14 protein-coding genes are annotated in these 14,562 nt (G+C 40.0%); 1 reads left to right on the forward strand and 13 read right to left on the reverse strand.

Annotated features, from left to right (window positions below; all coding sequences use genetic code 11):
• Nucleotides 1-33: 33 nt before the first annotated feature.
• From FC27_RS02580 to tyrS, 9 genes are all read right to left on the reverse strand, one after another.
• Nucleotides 34-531 carry an acyl-CoA thioesterase gene (locus tag FC27_RS02580; protein ID WP_010623790.1) on the reverse strand — a complete coding sequence of 166 codons (498 nt, stop codon included), beginning with the start codon at nucleotides 529-531 and terminating at the stop codon, nucleotides 34-36.
• An 18-nt stretch (nucleotides 532-549) separates the two neighbouring features.
• Complete coding sequence (locus FC27_RS02585; RefSeq protein WP_010623791.1) at nucleotides 550-1,443, reverse strand: NAD(P)H-dependent flavin oxidoreductase; 894 nt, start codon at nucleotides 1,441-1,443, stop codon at nucleotides 550-552.
• Between the two features lie 100 nt (nucleotides 1,444-1,543).
• Nucleotides 1,544-2,566 carry a quinone-dependent dihydroorotate dehydrogenase gene (locus tag FC27_RS02590; RefSeq protein ID WP_010623792.1) on the reverse strand — a complete coding sequence of 341 codons (1,023 nt, stop codon included), beginning with the start codon at nucleotides 2,564-2,566 and terminating at the stop codon, nucleotides 1,544-1,546.
• Nucleotides 2,566-3,204, reverse strand: a complete 639-nt coding sequence (gene pyrE, locus FC27_RS02595) for an orotate phosphoribosyltransferase (protein ID WP_010623793.1) — start codon at nucleotides 3,202-3,204, stop codon at nucleotides 2,566-2,568. The genes FC27_RS02590 and pyrE overlap by 1 nt, the downstream gene beginning before the upstream one ends.
• A complete protein-coding gene (gene pyrF, locus FC27_RS02600) occupies nucleotides 3,204-3,893 on the reverse strand; it encodes an orotidine-5'-phosphate decarboxylase (RefSeq protein ID WP_010623794.1) in 690 nt (229 codons plus the stop codon). Before pyrF ends, pyrE begins: the two co-directional genes overlap by 1 nt.
• Before the next feature lie 15 nt (nucleotides 3,894-3,908).
• Entirely contained in the window at nucleotides 3,909-5,174 is a 1,266-nt protein-coding gene (locus tag FC27_RS02605) for a dihydroorotase (protein ID WP_010623795.1), read from the reverse strand.
• Entirely contained in the window at nucleotides 5,134-6,078 is a 945-nt protein-coding gene (locus FC27_RS02610) for an aspartate carbamoyltransferase catalytic subunit (protein WP_010623796.1), read from the reverse strand. Before FC27_RS02610 ends, FC27_RS02605 begins: the two co-directional genes overlap by 41 nt.
• A 252-nt stretch (nucleotides 6,079-6,330) precedes the next feature.
• Nucleotides 6,331-7,749: a Na+/H+ antiporter NhaC gene (gene nhaC / locus FC27_RS02615; RefSeq protein ID WP_010623797.1), complete on the reverse strand. Its 1,419-nt coding sequence runs from the start codon at nucleotides 7,747-7,749 to the stop codon at nucleotides 6,331-6,333.
• Nucleotides 7,750-7,771: 22 nt separating this feature from the next.
• On the reverse strand, nucleotides 7,772-9,016 hold the full coding sequence (gene tyrS / locus FC27_RS02620) for a tyrosine--tRNA ligase (RefSeq protein ID WP_010623798.1): 1,245 nt from the start codon (nucleotides 9,014-9,016) through the stop codon (nucleotides 7,772-7,774).
• A gap of 347 nt (nucleotides 9,017-9,363) precedes the next feature.
• Here tyrS and FC27_RS02625 point away from each other — a divergent pair, with 347 nt between their 5' ends.
• Nucleotides 9,364-10,116 carry a nucleoside phosphorylase gene (locus tag FC27_RS02625; RefSeq protein WP_010623799.1) on the forward strand — a complete coding sequence of 251 codons (753 nt, stop codon included), beginning with the start codon at nucleotides 9,364-9,366 and terminating at the stop codon, nucleotides 10,114-10,116.
• A gap of 48 nt (nucleotides 10,117-10,164) precedes the next feature.
• On the opposite strand, the gene sufB is transcribed toward FC27_RS02625, so the two are convergent.
• Genes sufB through sufD form a run of 4 tightly spaced genes read right to left on the reverse strand, consistent with a single transcriptional unit; the run spans nucleotide 10,165 to nucleotide 14,556 of the window.
• Entirely contained in the window at nucleotides 10,165-11,607 is a 1,443-nt protein-coding gene (gene sufB, locus FC27_RS02630; RefSeq protein ID WP_010623800.1) for a Fe-S cluster assembly protein SufB, read from the reverse strand.
• A gap of 22 nt (nucleotides 11,608-11,629) precedes the next feature.
• Entirely contained in the window at nucleotides 11,630-12,058 is a 429-nt protein-coding gene (gene sufU, locus FC27_RS02635) for a Fe-S cluster assembly sulfur transfer protein SufU (RefSeq protein WP_010623801.1), read from the reverse strand.
• Complete coding sequence (locus tag FC27_RS02640) at nucleotides 12,045-13,283, reverse strand: cysteine desulfurase (RefSeq protein ID WP_010623802.1); 1,239 nt, start codon at nucleotides 13,281-13,283, stop codon at nucleotides 12,045-12,047. Before FC27_RS02640 ends, sufU begins: the two co-directional genes overlap by 14 nt.
• A complete protein-coding gene (gene sufD / locus FC27_RS02645; RefSeq protein WP_010623803.1) occupies nucleotides 13,267-14,556 on the reverse strand; it encodes a Fe-S cluster assembly protein SufD in 1,290 nt (429 codons plus the stop codon). Before sufD ends, FC27_RS02640 begins: the two co-directional genes overlap by 17 nt.
• Nucleotides 14,557-14,562 lie beyond the last annotated feature (6 nt).

The raw sequence follows: 14,562 nt of genomic DNA on the forward strand, positions 1-14,562 counted from the left end.
TGAAGGGTCAAATTGGGAAATTTTAATTTTTTGCTAATTATTGGATAAATTTGCTAATAACTTTTTCTGTTCAAGATAATCTTGCTTACGTAAATCAACACGTTTTTCCCAGCCAGAACAGATAAATTTTTCTTCAGGTGTTTCTGGCACTAATTGTGGAAAATCGACTTGGCCAAATTGACGTAAAGTAATCAAAGTCGAAAAGCTCGTAAAAGCGACGGCCGATTCTTTAGTTTTCATATCAGTAGCGATTATTTTAGTAAAGACTTCGATGGCTCGATTTTTTGCGCCACTGACATATGAGATAACTCGCAAATAGTCTTTAGTCGTCAATGGTTGCCAAAAATTAGTGTGATCGTAATTAGCAGTCGCAAATTTAACATTGACGTATTTGAATGCCGCCAAACCAGCATTCTCATCGAGAATACTGAGCGTCTTGCCACCAAAAAGCGTTCCTTTGTCATTTAAATCACCATCAAAAACCAAACGGTCACTGATAGCTTTAGTCTGTGCACAAGTTATTTGATCCATAAATTTACCCCTCTCGATTTATTGAAACATAGATTCAATGATCTCCTTAGCTGGACGGACTTGGTTGATCTCACCGGCAATCGTCCCCGACATGAACGAACCAGTTTCCACATTGCCATCATAAACCGCCCGACCTAAAGAACCAACTAATAATTTTTGAGCTTCCGAATCATCTGAACTTGTTTGTTCCATCTGAGCCACTTTTTCAGTCAACGGAGTTTTCAAACTACGTACCTTGTCTCTCAAACTATTCCCGGTCACGATCGTATCAGTGTCTCCAGCTTTTAAAACTAGTTGTTGATAATTTTTAGCAATTGGAGTTTCACGGGCCCCTAAAAAGGCAGTACCTACTTGAACTCCACTCGCTCCCAGAATAAAACTAGCGGCCACGGACCGTCGATCAAAGATACCACCGGCAGCAATGACGGGCAGATCAACTGAATCAACGACTTGTGGCACTAACGTCATCGTCGTCAATTGACCAATATGACCTCCGGATTCCATTCCTTCAGCCACGACTGCATCGACACCGAGATCTTGCATCTTTTGGGCCAATTTAACATTAGGTATGACCGGGATTACTTTGATACCAGCCTGATGCAAATCGTCAAAATAAGGAGCCGGCGTCCCCGCTCCAGTCATCACTACTGGGACCTTTTTTTCAAGCAAAACTTCAACCAACTGATAAATATTGTCTTGTTGCAACATCAGATTGACGCCAAAAGGATTATCAGTCTCACGCCTGACTTGATCGATCTGGTCAGATAATCCATCTTTATCCATACCAACTGAAGTCAAAACGCCCAATCCACCTGCGTTGCTGACAGCACTGACCAATTTGTGAGTTGAGATCCGGGCCATTGAACCTTGGATCAAGGGATATTTTATCTTAAGTAGTTGATTGATTTTCATAATTTCTCTCCCATTAAATAGCTATACTCAGAATATCATAATTTATTGGATACGCTTTCTTAATAGGAAATAAAAAAAACACCTAACAGGTGTTTGAACATTATTTTATAAATTTGAGCAATCGATTTTCCGATAATTGGCGATTGATGGTTTCAAGCTGACTAGGTCCGTTATAGATAAAGCCAGTATAAACTTGCACCAAACTAGCACCGGCATCGATGGCAGTTTGAGCATCCGTGGCCGTAAAGACCCCACCGGAAAAGATGATCGGCAACTGATCAGAAAATTTGGTACGAACTGCCTTAGTCAAACGCAAAGATTTTTCAAACAATGGTTTACCACTCAAACCGCCCTTTTCAATTTTGTTCTTGGAAACCAATTGATCTCTGGAACGACTAGTATTCGCCAAAATGATACCATCCATCAGTGAATGGGTGCGCTCTAAAGTATCCAACAGCTCTTCTTTGAGCAAATCACTACTGAACTTGCAAAAAATTGGGGTCGACAAGTTCAATGCTTTGATCTCTTGCAATAGATCAGTCAATATTTGTGGTTCTTGTAAAGATAAAACGCCCGCTTGATTAGGACAACTTAAATTAAGTGCCAAATAATCAGCAGCATCGGATGCAAATCTCACATCATCGACCAATTCTGAAACCATTTGACTTGTATCCAAGCCATGAGAAGGAGCAATGCTCAAACCAATTTTTGTCTTATGATCGACTTGTTTGATCCGTTTAACAACTTCTTCGATCCCATCATTGTTCAAGCCCATCCGATTGATAATGGCACTATCTTCTGGCAAACGAAAGATCCGTTTTTTCGGATTGCCATTTTGAGCTTGCTTAGTAACACTACCTACTTCAACAAAGCCAGCACCTAAGGCACCTAAACTATTGAAAAATTGACCATTCTTATCGAAACCAGCAGCGATCCCGACTGGTGAACTAAAATCGACCCCTTTAACAGTCGTTTTCAAGGTAGTCCTGTTTTTGACCCAAAACATTTTTTGCAGAGGTTTCGTATGATGATTGAAAACTTTCAAACCATCAGCCACAATATGGTGATCGACTTCTGGATCAACAGCAAAGATCAGCGGACGAACTGCATGATACCAATCCATTATTTGCACCAGCTCTCAGGATCTTTATACCATTGATGTAATAAGTCCACATCTTCTGATTGAACGTAGCCTAACTTTTCAGCCATTTTGATCATGACTGGATAGTTGGTCAAAGTTTTCAAAACAGTTTCGTTCTCAGCCACATTTTTATCAGCTTCAGGTAAGTTATAAGTGAAAATAGCAGCTGTGCCAACCACTTCGGCTCCAGCAGCTCGGATAACGTCAACTGCTTCGAGGACGCTACCTCCTGTTGAGATCAAATCATCAATCACGACTACTTTGTCACCTTTGTTCAACCAACCCTCGATCTGACGCTTAGTACCATGTCCCTTTGGCTTTGAGCGAACATAATTCATTGGCAAATTCAAAATATTAGCGACACCACTAGCATGAGGAATACCGGCAGTAGCGACGCCACTAATGACGTTAGCTTCTGGATAATTTTTTTTGATTAGATCAGCTAGATCCGTAGCAATCTGTTGTCTGAATTCTGGATAAGCAATCGTCATGCGATTATCAGTATAAATTGGTGATTTTATCCCGCTGATCCAAGTGAAAGGTTCTTGGGGACTGAGTTTCACTGCTTTGATTTTTAATAAATTACTAGCAATATTTTCGGCAACTTGATTATTTTCCATTATTTCCACTCCTGATAAATATCTTTGTAGGCAAAAAAGCCGTCGTTTGCTTGGGTGATCGGACGTCCGACAACAATCCCGTCACTACCCAATTCTCGAGCTTGACTAGGTGTTGCCACTCGTTTTTGGTCACCGACCTGAGATGACTTTGGTCGAATACCAGGCGTTATACAGAGAAACTCTGGACCGGTCACATCTTTGATCATTGGCACCTCAAGAGCGGAGGAAATAACTCCATCAGCTCCATTGTCATAGGCTAATTTTGCTAGATGAGTGACATAATCCTGCGATTTTAAAGGGATCTGCAATTCGTCCTCTAATTCAGTTTGACCTAAGGAAGTCAATTGTGTCACAGCCAACAGCTTAGTATTGCTATCGGCTAAACCTTTTTTAGCTGCAGCAATCATTTCTGAACCGCCACTGGCGTGAACCGTTAGCATTTGAACATCCCACTTGTCGATCATCTCGCAAGTCCTTTTAACAGTGTTAGGGATATCATGTAATTTTAAATCCAAAAAAATTTTATAGCCACGATTTCGTAAACTACGTACGAACGGATAGCCAAATTGGCAAAACATCTCTAGTCCGATCTTCAAAAATAAATCGGTATCCTTGGGAAATTGGCTTAAAAACTGTATACATTCAAAATCATCGGCAAAATCTAGTGCCACTATTACTGGTTTATCCATTTCTATCCCCCATCTTTAATAAACTTGTTTCCCGGCAACAAAAGTCTTTAAAACACGACCACGAACCTTTTCTCCAATAAATGGACTATTAACTCCCTTAGAGAGAAAGTCAGCTTTGTCGATCGTATAAGCGTTATCTAAATCGATTATCGTAAAGTCAGCTGGTCGGTCGAATAATATCTGTCCGGCATTCTTTAATCCAAAAAGATCCGCCGGTTTGGCCGACATCAACTGCAATAGACCTCCCAAGGTCATCACACCTTGTTCAACCAAGTGCGTATACATCAAAGCAAAAGAAGTCTCGATACCGGTGATACCAAAAGCACTCTTCAAAAAGCCTTGATTTTTCTCATCAACCGCATGTGGTGCGTGATCGGTCGCAATCATGTCGATCGTGCCATCTTGAATCCCTTCGATCAAAGCGGTCCGATCTTTTTCACTTCTTAGTGGTGGGTTCATCTTAAAATTGGCATCATCGCCCACGATATCTTGGTCACTCAACAACGAATGATGAGGCGTGACTTCACAAGTTACATTGATACCAGCATCTTTGGCGATCCGGACCAAATTGACGCTCTCGGCCGTCGAAATATGGCAAACATGATAATGGACACCTGTCTGCTTGGCTAAAATCAAGTCTCGAGCTAACTGAGATGTTTCTGCGGCTTCATTGATCGCCGGTAATCCCAACTTCTTGGCCGTTGGTCCTTGATTGATAACACCATGATCAAACAGATCCTGGTCTTCGACGTGCGCTGCTAATACTCCCTTAAAAGAGGCAATTTCTTCCATGGCGTCAAACATCGACTTTGCATTGCCAATACCGTGGCCATCATTAGAAAAGGCAAAAGCTCCAGCTTGGTGCAACTTATCGATATCTACCAATTGACTACTGACCTCATCTTTAGTTACTGGTGCATATTGTAAAGTATGAATCAGTGATTCTTTTTGGTTCAAAGTCAATTGAGCTTGAAATTTTTCGATCGTATCAGGAACCGGCGTAACATTTGGCATCGCCATAACAGTCGTGAAACCACCATGAGCCGATGCTCTTGAACCAGTACTTATCGTTTCTTTGTGGGTCTGGCCCGGTTCACGAAAATGAACGTGGACGTCGACCAATCCCGGAGTCACTAAATTATTTTTAGCATCGATCACTGTAGCTTGGGGAGCTTCGATTTTTTCTTGGACTTGTGCAAATTTCCCGTCTTTGATCAAAAGATCACGGTTCAAAATATTATTATCGTAAAATAATTTGGCGTTTTTTATTAGCAATTCCATCTGTAGTATTCTCTCCTTGCAAGACTGCTTCGATCATTGCCATTCTCATAAATACTCCATTGTGCATTTGTTGGAAGATGTATGATTTGTCACATTCAACCACATCATCGGCAATCTCAACACCACGATTAACAGGTGCTGGATGCATGATCATCGCATCGTCTTTCATCAAATCAACTCTTCGCATATCAATGCCATAATCTTTGAAGTAAGCTTCTTTTGAAAAGCCTTGATTCTCATCGTCTGACAAACGTTCGTGCTGAACTCTCAGTAACATGACAACGTCCATTTCTGAACAAAGATCATAGACTGACATGTGAGGACCGAATTCTTTAAATTCATCCGTATACCACGAGTTTAACCCACCAAAGCTGACTTGTGCACCTAATCTTGATAAAATTTCGGCATTAGAATGTGCCACACGTGAATGAGACAAGTCACCAATGATGCCAATTTTTAATCCTTCAAATTGTCCAAAATGCTCCAAGATCGTCATCATATCTAACAATGATTGTGAAGGATGTTGGCCAGTCCCGTCACCTGCATTGATGATCGGAATATTGATATTTTTTCCTAAAAGATCTTGATAAAATTCATCTTGAGGATGTCTGATGACGGCGACCGATGCGCCAATGCTTTCGATAGTTCTAACAGTATCATAAAGAGTTTCGCCCTTAGTAGTCGAAGATGAGCCAGCTTCAAAAGCAACTTCTTTCATTCCTAAGTTCATTTCGGCAACTTGAAAACTTGATTTTGTTCGAGTGCTATTCTCAAAAAATAGATTCATCGCATACTTATCAGTTCCAGCTAAGGAATGTTTGCCTGATTTGAATTCGATCGCACGGTCGATCAATTGATAGACTTCTTGGTTTGAGAATTGTGACATAGAAAGTATATTTTTCATTGTTTTCCTCCAAATAAAAAGGACTCTAGTTTTCACCAGCGTCCTCATGTGTAGAGTTTCCCCCACTAAATCTTTGAGACCTCACTGGATCTGATTAAAAATTCCTTTTATTTTATTTTTTGTAAACAAAAAACTTCCTATCCCACAAGGTTAGGAAGTTTACACTTTTAGCACAAATGTATTTAACCTTCCAAGCCTCACAGGACTTGTTTAAAAGTTTTCGTTGCAATTAATATAAGTTAAATTCAAATATTAGTCAAGCCCTTTCTCTGTGATCGAACTAGTTTCAGCGACTGACTTTTTCTGAGTATATCTGCTACCAAATACAAAGCCAAATATGACTGTTAACAAGGGGTTCAACCAGACATAAAAAGCAAACGGGATAAAGACTAGTGGGCTGACGTGTAGGATACCAGAAATAAAGATCCCACTGACGCCCCAAGGGACCAATGCATTGATATCAGCTCCACCGGTTGCTAAAACTCTCGATAAATATTGAGGCTTGATACCTTGTTGATCAAAATTCTTCCGATATGTAGTACCTGGCAAAATGATCGATAAGTATTGCTCACCCACTAAGAAATTGACGCCAATAGCACTGATGATCGAAGTCAAAATTAGTTTACCTGGAGTATTGACTTGTTCACGCAATTTATTGATCAAGTTGTCTACCACGCCTAACTTCAATAAAACTCCACCTAAGGTCAGAGCGACTAAAATCAATGAGATGCTATCTAACATGCTAGAAACTCCGCCGCCAGATACGATTGCATTGATTTTCTTATCAGGAGAATTTAATTTGAATCCTTGCATGATCTGTTGACTGATGGTTGCAAATGTTGGATGATCGATCACCACATGCATCAAGATAGCTGTCAATGACCCGACCAAAAGCGTTGGGATAGCGGGAACTTGCATCAAGGCGCAGATTATCAAGATGACGATTGGGATCAACATGACCGGTGAAACGAAAAAGTTACTCTCCAATGCATTGATGATGTGATGAACAGAACTCATATCAGGATTAGAATTCGTGTGCCCTGCGACTAAGAAAATGATGGCAGCGATCAAAGCCGACAACAAAGCCGTGTGCGAAATGGTCCGGATATGATCAAAAACGTTATCGACACCGGCGATACCAGTCGATAGATTAGTCGTTCCTGACAGTGGTGACATGTTGTTCCCAAAGAGGGCTCCGGAAACGATCGAGCCAGCTGTCAAAGCAGTATTGATCCCCATAACTTGGCCAATGCCCATGAAGACGATACCTAAAGTACTGATGGTCGTAAATGAGCTACCAACGATAACTCCGACTAAACAGCAACTAACAAACACAGTGAACAAGAAGAAACGAACGTTCAACAATTCCAGACCATAGACCATGATTGTCGGAATAACACCTGACATCAGCCAAGCTGAGACCAACACACCAATCATGATGAATATTATCATTGGGATGATCCCAGGTTTGACCCCATCGATTATCCCTTGCTGTAATTCGTTCCACGAAAAACCTCGAAAATGTCCATAAAAAATCAATAAGGTAAACGTCAATAAAATCGGAATTTGTGGCGTTAATTGTAATTTGATCATCATAAAGGCTAACAAGCCAAACATGACGACCATGATAATGAGACTTTCCCAAAATGTTAATCGATTTTCTTGTTTCATTTTTGTCATCGCCTTAGTATATCTATTTGATTTCAGCTAAGAAATACTTCTTCTTACCACGACGGATCACGATGTATTTACCATCGAATGAAGTGCTTGGATCGATCATCAAAGTAGTGTCAGTTAATCTTTCACCATTGATACGAATTGCACCATTTTGAATATCTTCACGTGCTTGACGTTTAGATTTATCAACATTGGCGGCGATCAACAGGTCAACTAGATTGATTTCATCTTTAGTGATCTCAGCACTTGGAACACCATTGAAAGCTTGAGCTACTTCAGCAGTTGTCAATTCTTTGATCTCACCTGAGAACAAGACTTCAGTGATCTTTTGAGCAACTTTCAAGGCATCCTCACCATGTACAAAAGTTGTAACTTCTTCAGCTAATTTTCTCTGTGCTTCACGTTTCTCCGGATGAGTTTTCACTTTTTCAGCCAAATCTTCGATCTCATCTTTTGACAAGAAAGTAAATTCCTTCAATAAATTGATAACATCTCTGTCATCTTGGTTGAACCAAAATTGATAAAACTCATAAGGAGAAGTCTTCTTAGAGTCTAACCAAACAGCTCCACCAGCAGTTTTACCAAATTTAGTTCCATCAGCTTTCAGCAATAATGGAATAGTCAAAGCGTAGACTTCAGCATCTTGACCTTCAGCTTTGTGGATCAAATCTAGTCCGGCAGTCAGATTACCCCATTGGTCACCACCACCGACTTGTAACTTCACGTTGTGTTGACGATAAAGTGTTAAGAAATCGAGTGATTGTAAAATTTGATAGGTAAATTCAGTAAAGGAGATACCAGTTTCCAAACGGCTGGAAACAATTTCCTTATTCAACATTGTATTAACATTGAACAATTTTCCATAGTCACGTAAGAAATCTAAAATGCCAATTTGAGCCGTCCAATCATAATTGTTGACCATTGTGAAACTAGGGAAAATCCGTTTAGCTTGTGAACTTAAAGCTTCAACATTGTGATCGACTTGTTCCATAGTCTGCATAGGACGTTCAGCCTTTTTACCACTTGGGTCACCGATCGAACCAGTTGCTCCACCGATAACGATATAAGGATGGTTGCCAGCCTTAGCAAAACGTTGCAAAGTCATGAATGGTAATAAATGTCCGATGTGCATTGAATCTCCAGTGGGATCCATACCACAATAAAGTGCGATGGCTTCCTTTTCGGTCAGTTTCTTTAGACCCTCTTCATCTGAGGTTTGATTGACCAAACCTCGCCACTTTAATTCATCAATAATATTCATCAAAAAATCCTCCTAAAAATTATCCTACGAAACAAAAAAAGAGCGTCTCTGCATATTGCAGGGACGCTCTTTGCGCGGTACCACCCAAATTCAAATAGCACACGCTATTTGCTCTTACTCCTGTATCGTAGGACACGAAATCTTCATTTTGTATTTTGTCGCGACAACCTGCTTGACTCGCACCAACCGTCAATTCTCTGAACACTGAGTTGCTCAACTACTTGAGTTAAAATGAAAATTTAATTTATGTCTAAAATGATAGCAGACGAAAAAAAAATTTCAAGTCAAAATTAAATTTTTCCAATTGTTGTATAATAATTCTAATTTAAGAAACGGAGATGACTAGCTTGTTGATCGATGATTTTGACAGTGATAGTGAAGAAATATTGCAACCAGATCAACGTAACAAGCCCATCGCAAACTTCCCTAAAATCATCATTGCACCATTTTATGGTGACATGGTCCAAAAGTTTGCCATCGACAACGGCTTGCCCATTATTGGTAATTCTAAATCTTTGAATGGTTCAAACTATGTTTACAGATATCAATTTCATGACTTGCGTTTGGGATTGATCATGGCTCCCGTAGGTGCTCCTCAATGTATCGAAACGATGGAAGACTTGCGGATCATGGGTGCGACCAAATTCATTACTTTTGGCACTTGCGGCGTGTTGGATACAACCATTGGTAAAGGAAAAATCGCCATCCCTAGTACTGCCGTCCGTGATGAGGGTACTTCTTACCACTACCAACCCGCTTCTGAGACTATTCAGATGCCCAAAAAGACACTCCAGATCATTCAAGAAGCTTTAAATACAGCTCAAATACCTTATATGGAAGGCAAAACTTGGACGACTGATGCAATTTACCGTGAGACTAAAAACATCTTTCAAAAGCGTAAACGCGCTGGTTGTTCCTTCGTGGACATTGAAGCCTCTGCCATCCTTGCTTGGTCAAAATTCCGCCAGATCGAAGCCTATCCATTCTTTACCACGGCTGACAACCTGGACTCCAAAATGTGGGAAGTTCGTTCAGACTATCGGGACGATATCCCTACCGCTTTAAAAGCAGCTCTAGCAATTGCTAGATTGATCAACTAAACACAAAAAAATGACTATTCGATTTTTATCGAATGGCCATTTTTATTTTTAACCAACAGTTCCTTCCATTTCGTAACTGATCAAACGGTTAAGTTCAACAGCGTACTCCATAGGTAATTCTTTCGTAAATGGTTCAACGAATCCCATGATGATCATTTCCGTCGCCTTAGATTCACTAAGGCCACGACTCATCAAGTAATACAATTGTTCCTCAGAAACTTTCGAAACTTTGGCTTCATGCTCCATTGAAACATTTCCGTTCAAGATTTGATTATATGGAATCGTATCTGAACTGGAATCCTCGTCCATGATGATCGTATCACACTCAACGTGGGCTTTCGATCCGTCAGAATTACGTTCAAATCTAACAGTACCACGATAATCGACCGCTCCACCGTCTTTAGAAATAGATTTGGAAACGATTGAAGAAGATGTGTTCTTAGCATTATGGATCATTCTTGCACCAGCATCTTGATCAACGTTGTGTCCAGCAACGGCAATCGACAACATCGTTCCTCTGGCACCTTCACCATCAAGATAAACACTAGGATATTTCATAGTGATCTTTGAGCCAAGATTTCCATCGACCCATTCCATTGTGGCATTTTCCATGGCCTGAGCACGTTTTGTCTCAAGACTGTAAACATTATTCGACCAGTTTTGAATCGTCGTATAACGTACGTATGCGTCTTTCTGAGCAAATACTTCAACGACAGCAGCATGTAAACTGTCTGATGAGTAATTAGGTGCCGTACATCCCTCAACATATTGGATGCTGGCGCCTTCATCAACGATGATCAAAGTACGTTCGAATTGTCCGGTATTTTCAGCGTTCAAACGGAAGTATGACTGGATAGGAATATCCAATTTAACACCTTTTGGCACATAAATAAATGAGCCACCAGACCAAACAGCGCCATTTAAGGCAGCAAATTTATTATCGTTAGGATGAACTAGTTTACCAAACCACTTACGGAACAGTTCGGGATATTCTTTCAAAGCTGAATCTGTATCTGTAAAGATGATTCCCAGTTTATCGAACTCATTTTTCATATTGTGATAAACAACTTCTGATTCGTATTGGGCAGATGAACCGGCCAAATATTTTCTTTCAGCCTCTGGGACACCTAAACGATCGAAAGTATTCTTGATATCTTTAGGGACATCATCCCAATCACGGTATTTCTTATCAGTTGGCTTTTGATAATACAACATATCTTTGAGATCCAAACCAGATAGATCTGGTCCAAAATCTGGCATAGGCATGCGACGATATGTCTTATAACAATTTAGTCGAAAGTCTAGCATCCACTTAGGCTCGCCTTTTTCTTTAGAAATTTGACGAACGACATCCTCAGTTAAACCACGTCCTGTTGAGAAAACTGGCTTAACGTCGTCGTGAAAGCCAAAATCATAATCTTTATCTAAATCCAGTGCTTCAACAGATGAAGCAGCATCTTCATTATTTTTAGTGTTTTCTGTTTCTGGCATTCTTTTCACCCTCCTATGTCAGTTACTTTTTATTTAATGCTTTATGCAATGCCTTCCAAGCTAATGTGGCACATTTGATTCGGGCTGGGAATTGTGAAACTCCCTTTAAAGTAGCTGCATCATCCAAGATATCGGTATCAGTCTTTTCTCCTAAGATCATATTAGAAAAATCTTCGACCATATCTTCGGCAGTATCGATATCTTTATTCATTACTGCATCAGTCATCATACTGGCTGATGCCTGGCTGATGGTACAACCATAACCACTAAAAGCTATGTCAGCAATTTTATTATCTTTAACTTTTACATCCAGTTGTAATACATCCCCACAAGTAGGATTTTTTAATTCGATCTGATTGGTCGAATCATCTAACTTACCATGATGATGTGGATGAGCTGAGTGATCCAAGATGACTTGACGATATAAATTATCCATTTTAGACAGTGCCATTTTTGAAAAACTCCTTTGTTGCGACAATTGATTTAACTAACGTATCTGCATCTTCTACCGTATTGTAAAAATAAAAACTAGCCCGTGCAGTAGCATTGACGCCTAAATAACCCATCAATGGTTGAGCACAATGATGTCCAGCTCGAACAGCGACTCCCTCCATGTCTAAACCTGTGGCTAAGTCATGAGGATGCAGATCCTTCAGATTAAAGGAAATGACGCTGGTATGTTTCTTAGGATCATGTGGTCCATAAACGATCAAATCATCGATTTTCAACAATTTTGGTAAAACATAGGCAACTAACTTATTTTCATAATCGAAAATGTTTTGCATACCGATCTTTTCCAAATAATCCACCGCATCACCTAGAACGATTGCTCCGGCAATATTTGGTGTCCCAGCTTCAAACTTCCAAGGTAAGTCATTCCAGCTAGTCTCATATAGATGAACAAAATTGATCATCTCGCCACCATAATCGACCGGTGGCATGGCATTCAATAGTGCTTCTTTTCCATAAAGGACACCAATACCAGTTGGTCCAAGCATCTTATGTCCAGAGAAAGCCAAAAAATCGCAGTCGAGATCTTGGACATCGACAGGCATATGTGGAACTGATTGAGCACCATCAACGACCATCACAGCACCATGCATATGTGCTAAACTAGCTAATTCCTTAACTGGATTGATCACACCTAAGACGTTAGAAACATGGGCAATTGAAACGATCTTAGTTTTATCAGTGATCTTCTTTTTAGCATCTTCAAGATCGACAAAACCATCTTTGTCTAATTCGATATACTTCAAAGTAGCATGTTTTTTAATAGCCAATTGTTGCCAAGGAATCAAGTTACTGTGATGTTCGAGATAAGAAATAACGATCTCGTCACCTTCATGAATATTTTCTTCACCGAAACTACGGGCGATAATATTCAACGCATCTGTTGTCCCTTTGGTATAAATGATCTCATCACTGTGTTGAGCATTGATAAACTTTTGAATCTTAACTCGAGCTGCCTCAAATTGCTCAGTTGAACGTTCAGCTAACGTATGGACGCCACGATGGACATTCGCATTGTCGTGCTGGTAAAACTTATCAATGTCATTGATGATTGCTTGAGGTTTCTGCGTCGTAGCTGCATTATCAAGATAAACTAGGTTTTCATCATTAACTTTTTGATTGAGGATCGGAAAATCCTCTCGCCATTGATTAGTCTTGTTGTCCATTCAAAAGCTTCCTTTCGATCATTTCTGTTAGTCGATCACGGACTTCTTCTTCAGGGATTTCTCTGATAACAGAACTTAAGAAGCCACGGATAACTAATCTTTGAGCCGTCTTTTCATCGATACCACGACTCATCAAGTAGTACATTTGATCTTCATTGACCCGACCGACACTGGCAGCATGTCCGGCGGTAACATCATTTTCATCGATCAACAAGATTGGATCTGCATCACCACGAGCGGTTCTTGAAAGCATCAAGACACGGCTCTCTTGTTGAGCATCAGAGCCACGAGCACCCTTGACGATATGGCCAACACCATTAAAGGTCAAAGTTGACGATTGTAGAATGACACCATGTTGCATAATATGGCCGATCGAATGTTGACCATAGTTAGTAACCTTGGTGTCGATCCCTTGGACTTGTTCACCAGTTGTGATAGCAACGACTTTAGCCTCTGTATGTGAACCTTCGCCACGAAGATCAGTTCCAAAGTCACCAACAACTTTGGCATCATTCATGAAACCAATAGCCCAGTCCAATTCCGAATTATTACCAACATATCCATGACGGTTCAAATAAGTTGAAACATTTTCTCCAAATTGATCAAGTGCTGAAAAATGAACATGGGTATTGTCTTCCGCAACTACTTCAACAACCACATTGGCAATATTTTCTTCGGTATTGCCACGACTCAAAAAGTTTTCCAAGTATGTCACTTCGCTACCTTCATCGGCAACCACAAGTACATGATGGAAAAAATCTTTCTTTTGATCGTTATCTTGTAGATAAACAGCTTGAATCGAATCCTTGATCTGGACATTTTTAGGAACATACAAGAATGAGCCACCGTTCATCAAAGCTAAATTCAATGAAACCAAACGATTCTCGGCTGGTTTCATAGTTTTAGTCAACAAATATTTTTGAACCAATTTTGGGCATTTTTGCATAGCTGTCCAAATATCTGTAAAAATGACCCCTTGTTCTGCTAATTTTGGATCTAATTTGGAAACTAATGTTTGATCACCATCTTGGATCAACAAATTATTAGTTTCCGGTTGATCAAATTTTTGGTCAGTATTCACCTCAGCAAAAGGATTTTTGGGGTGATCCAGACGCCAACTTCTATAATTGATTTTTTCATAAACAGGTAATGACAATTCTTCTGAATTGATCAATGCTTCTTCACGCATTTTTTGAAACCATAAGGGTTCATTATGATTTTTTGAAAAAGCAACGGTTGCATCCATAAAATCATCTTTTAAACTAGGTCGCATAATTAT

The organism is Companilactobacillus versmoldensis DSM 14857 = KCTC 3814 (assembly GCF_001434295.1).
Lineage (GTDB): Bacteria > Bacillota > Bacilli > Lactobacillales > Lactobacillaceae > Companilactobacillus > Companilactobacillus versmoldensis.

Excerpts from the sequence above, each read along its gene's own strand:
- FC27_RS02590 (WP_010623792.1), bottom strand. The coding sequence starts at position 2,566 with ATGGATTGGTATCATGCAGTTCGTCCGCTGATCTTTGCTGTTGATCCA.
- FC27_RS02580 (WP_010623790.1), bottom strand. The coding sequence starts at position 531 with ATGGATCAAATAACTTGTGCACAGACTAAAGCTATCAGTGACCGTTTG.
- pyrF (WP_010623794.1), bottom strand. The coding sequence starts at position 3,893 with ATGGATAAACCAGTAATAGTGGCACTAGATTTTGCCGATGATTTTGAA.
- sufD (WP_010623803.1), bottom strand. The coding sequence starts at position 14,556 with ATGCGACCTAGTTTAAAAGATGATTTTATGGATGCAACCGTTGCTTTT.
- sufB (WP_010623800.1), bottom strand. The coding sequence starts at position 11,607 with ATGCCAGAAACAGAAAACACTAAAAATAATGAAGATGCTGCTTCATCT.
- sufU (WP_010623801.1), bottom strand. The coding sequence starts at position 12,058 with ATGGCACTGTCTAAAATGGATAATTTATATCGTCAAGTCATCTTGGAT.
- FC27_RS02585 (WP_010623791.1), bottom strand. The coding sequence starts at position 1,443 with ATGAAAATCAATCAACTACTTAAGATAAAATATCCCTTGATCCAAGGT.
- nhaC (WP_010623797.1), bottom strand. The coding sequence starts at position 7,749 with ATGAAACAAGAAAATCGATTAACATTTTGGGAAAGTCTCATTATCATG.
- FC27_RS02610 (WP_010623796.1), bottom strand. The coding sequence starts at position 6,078 with ATGAAAAATATACTTTCTATGTCACAATTCTCAAACCAAGAAGTCTAT.
- FC27_RS02640 (WP_010623802.1), bottom strand. The coding sequence starts at position 13,283 with ATGGACAACAAGACTAATCAATGGCGAGAGGATTTTCCGATCCTCAAT.
- FC27_RS02605 (WP_010623795.1), bottom strand. The coding sequence starts at position 5,174 with ATGGAATTGCTAATAAAAAACGCCAAATTATTTTACGATAATAATATT.
- pyrE (WP_010623793.1), bottom strand. The coding sequence starts at position 3,204 with ATGGAAAATAATCAAGTTGCCGAAAATATTGCTAGTAATTTATTAAAA.
- tyrS (WP_010623798.1), bottom strand. The coding sequence starts at position 9,016 with ATGAATATTATTGATGAATTAAAGTGGCGAGGTTTGGTCAATCAAACC.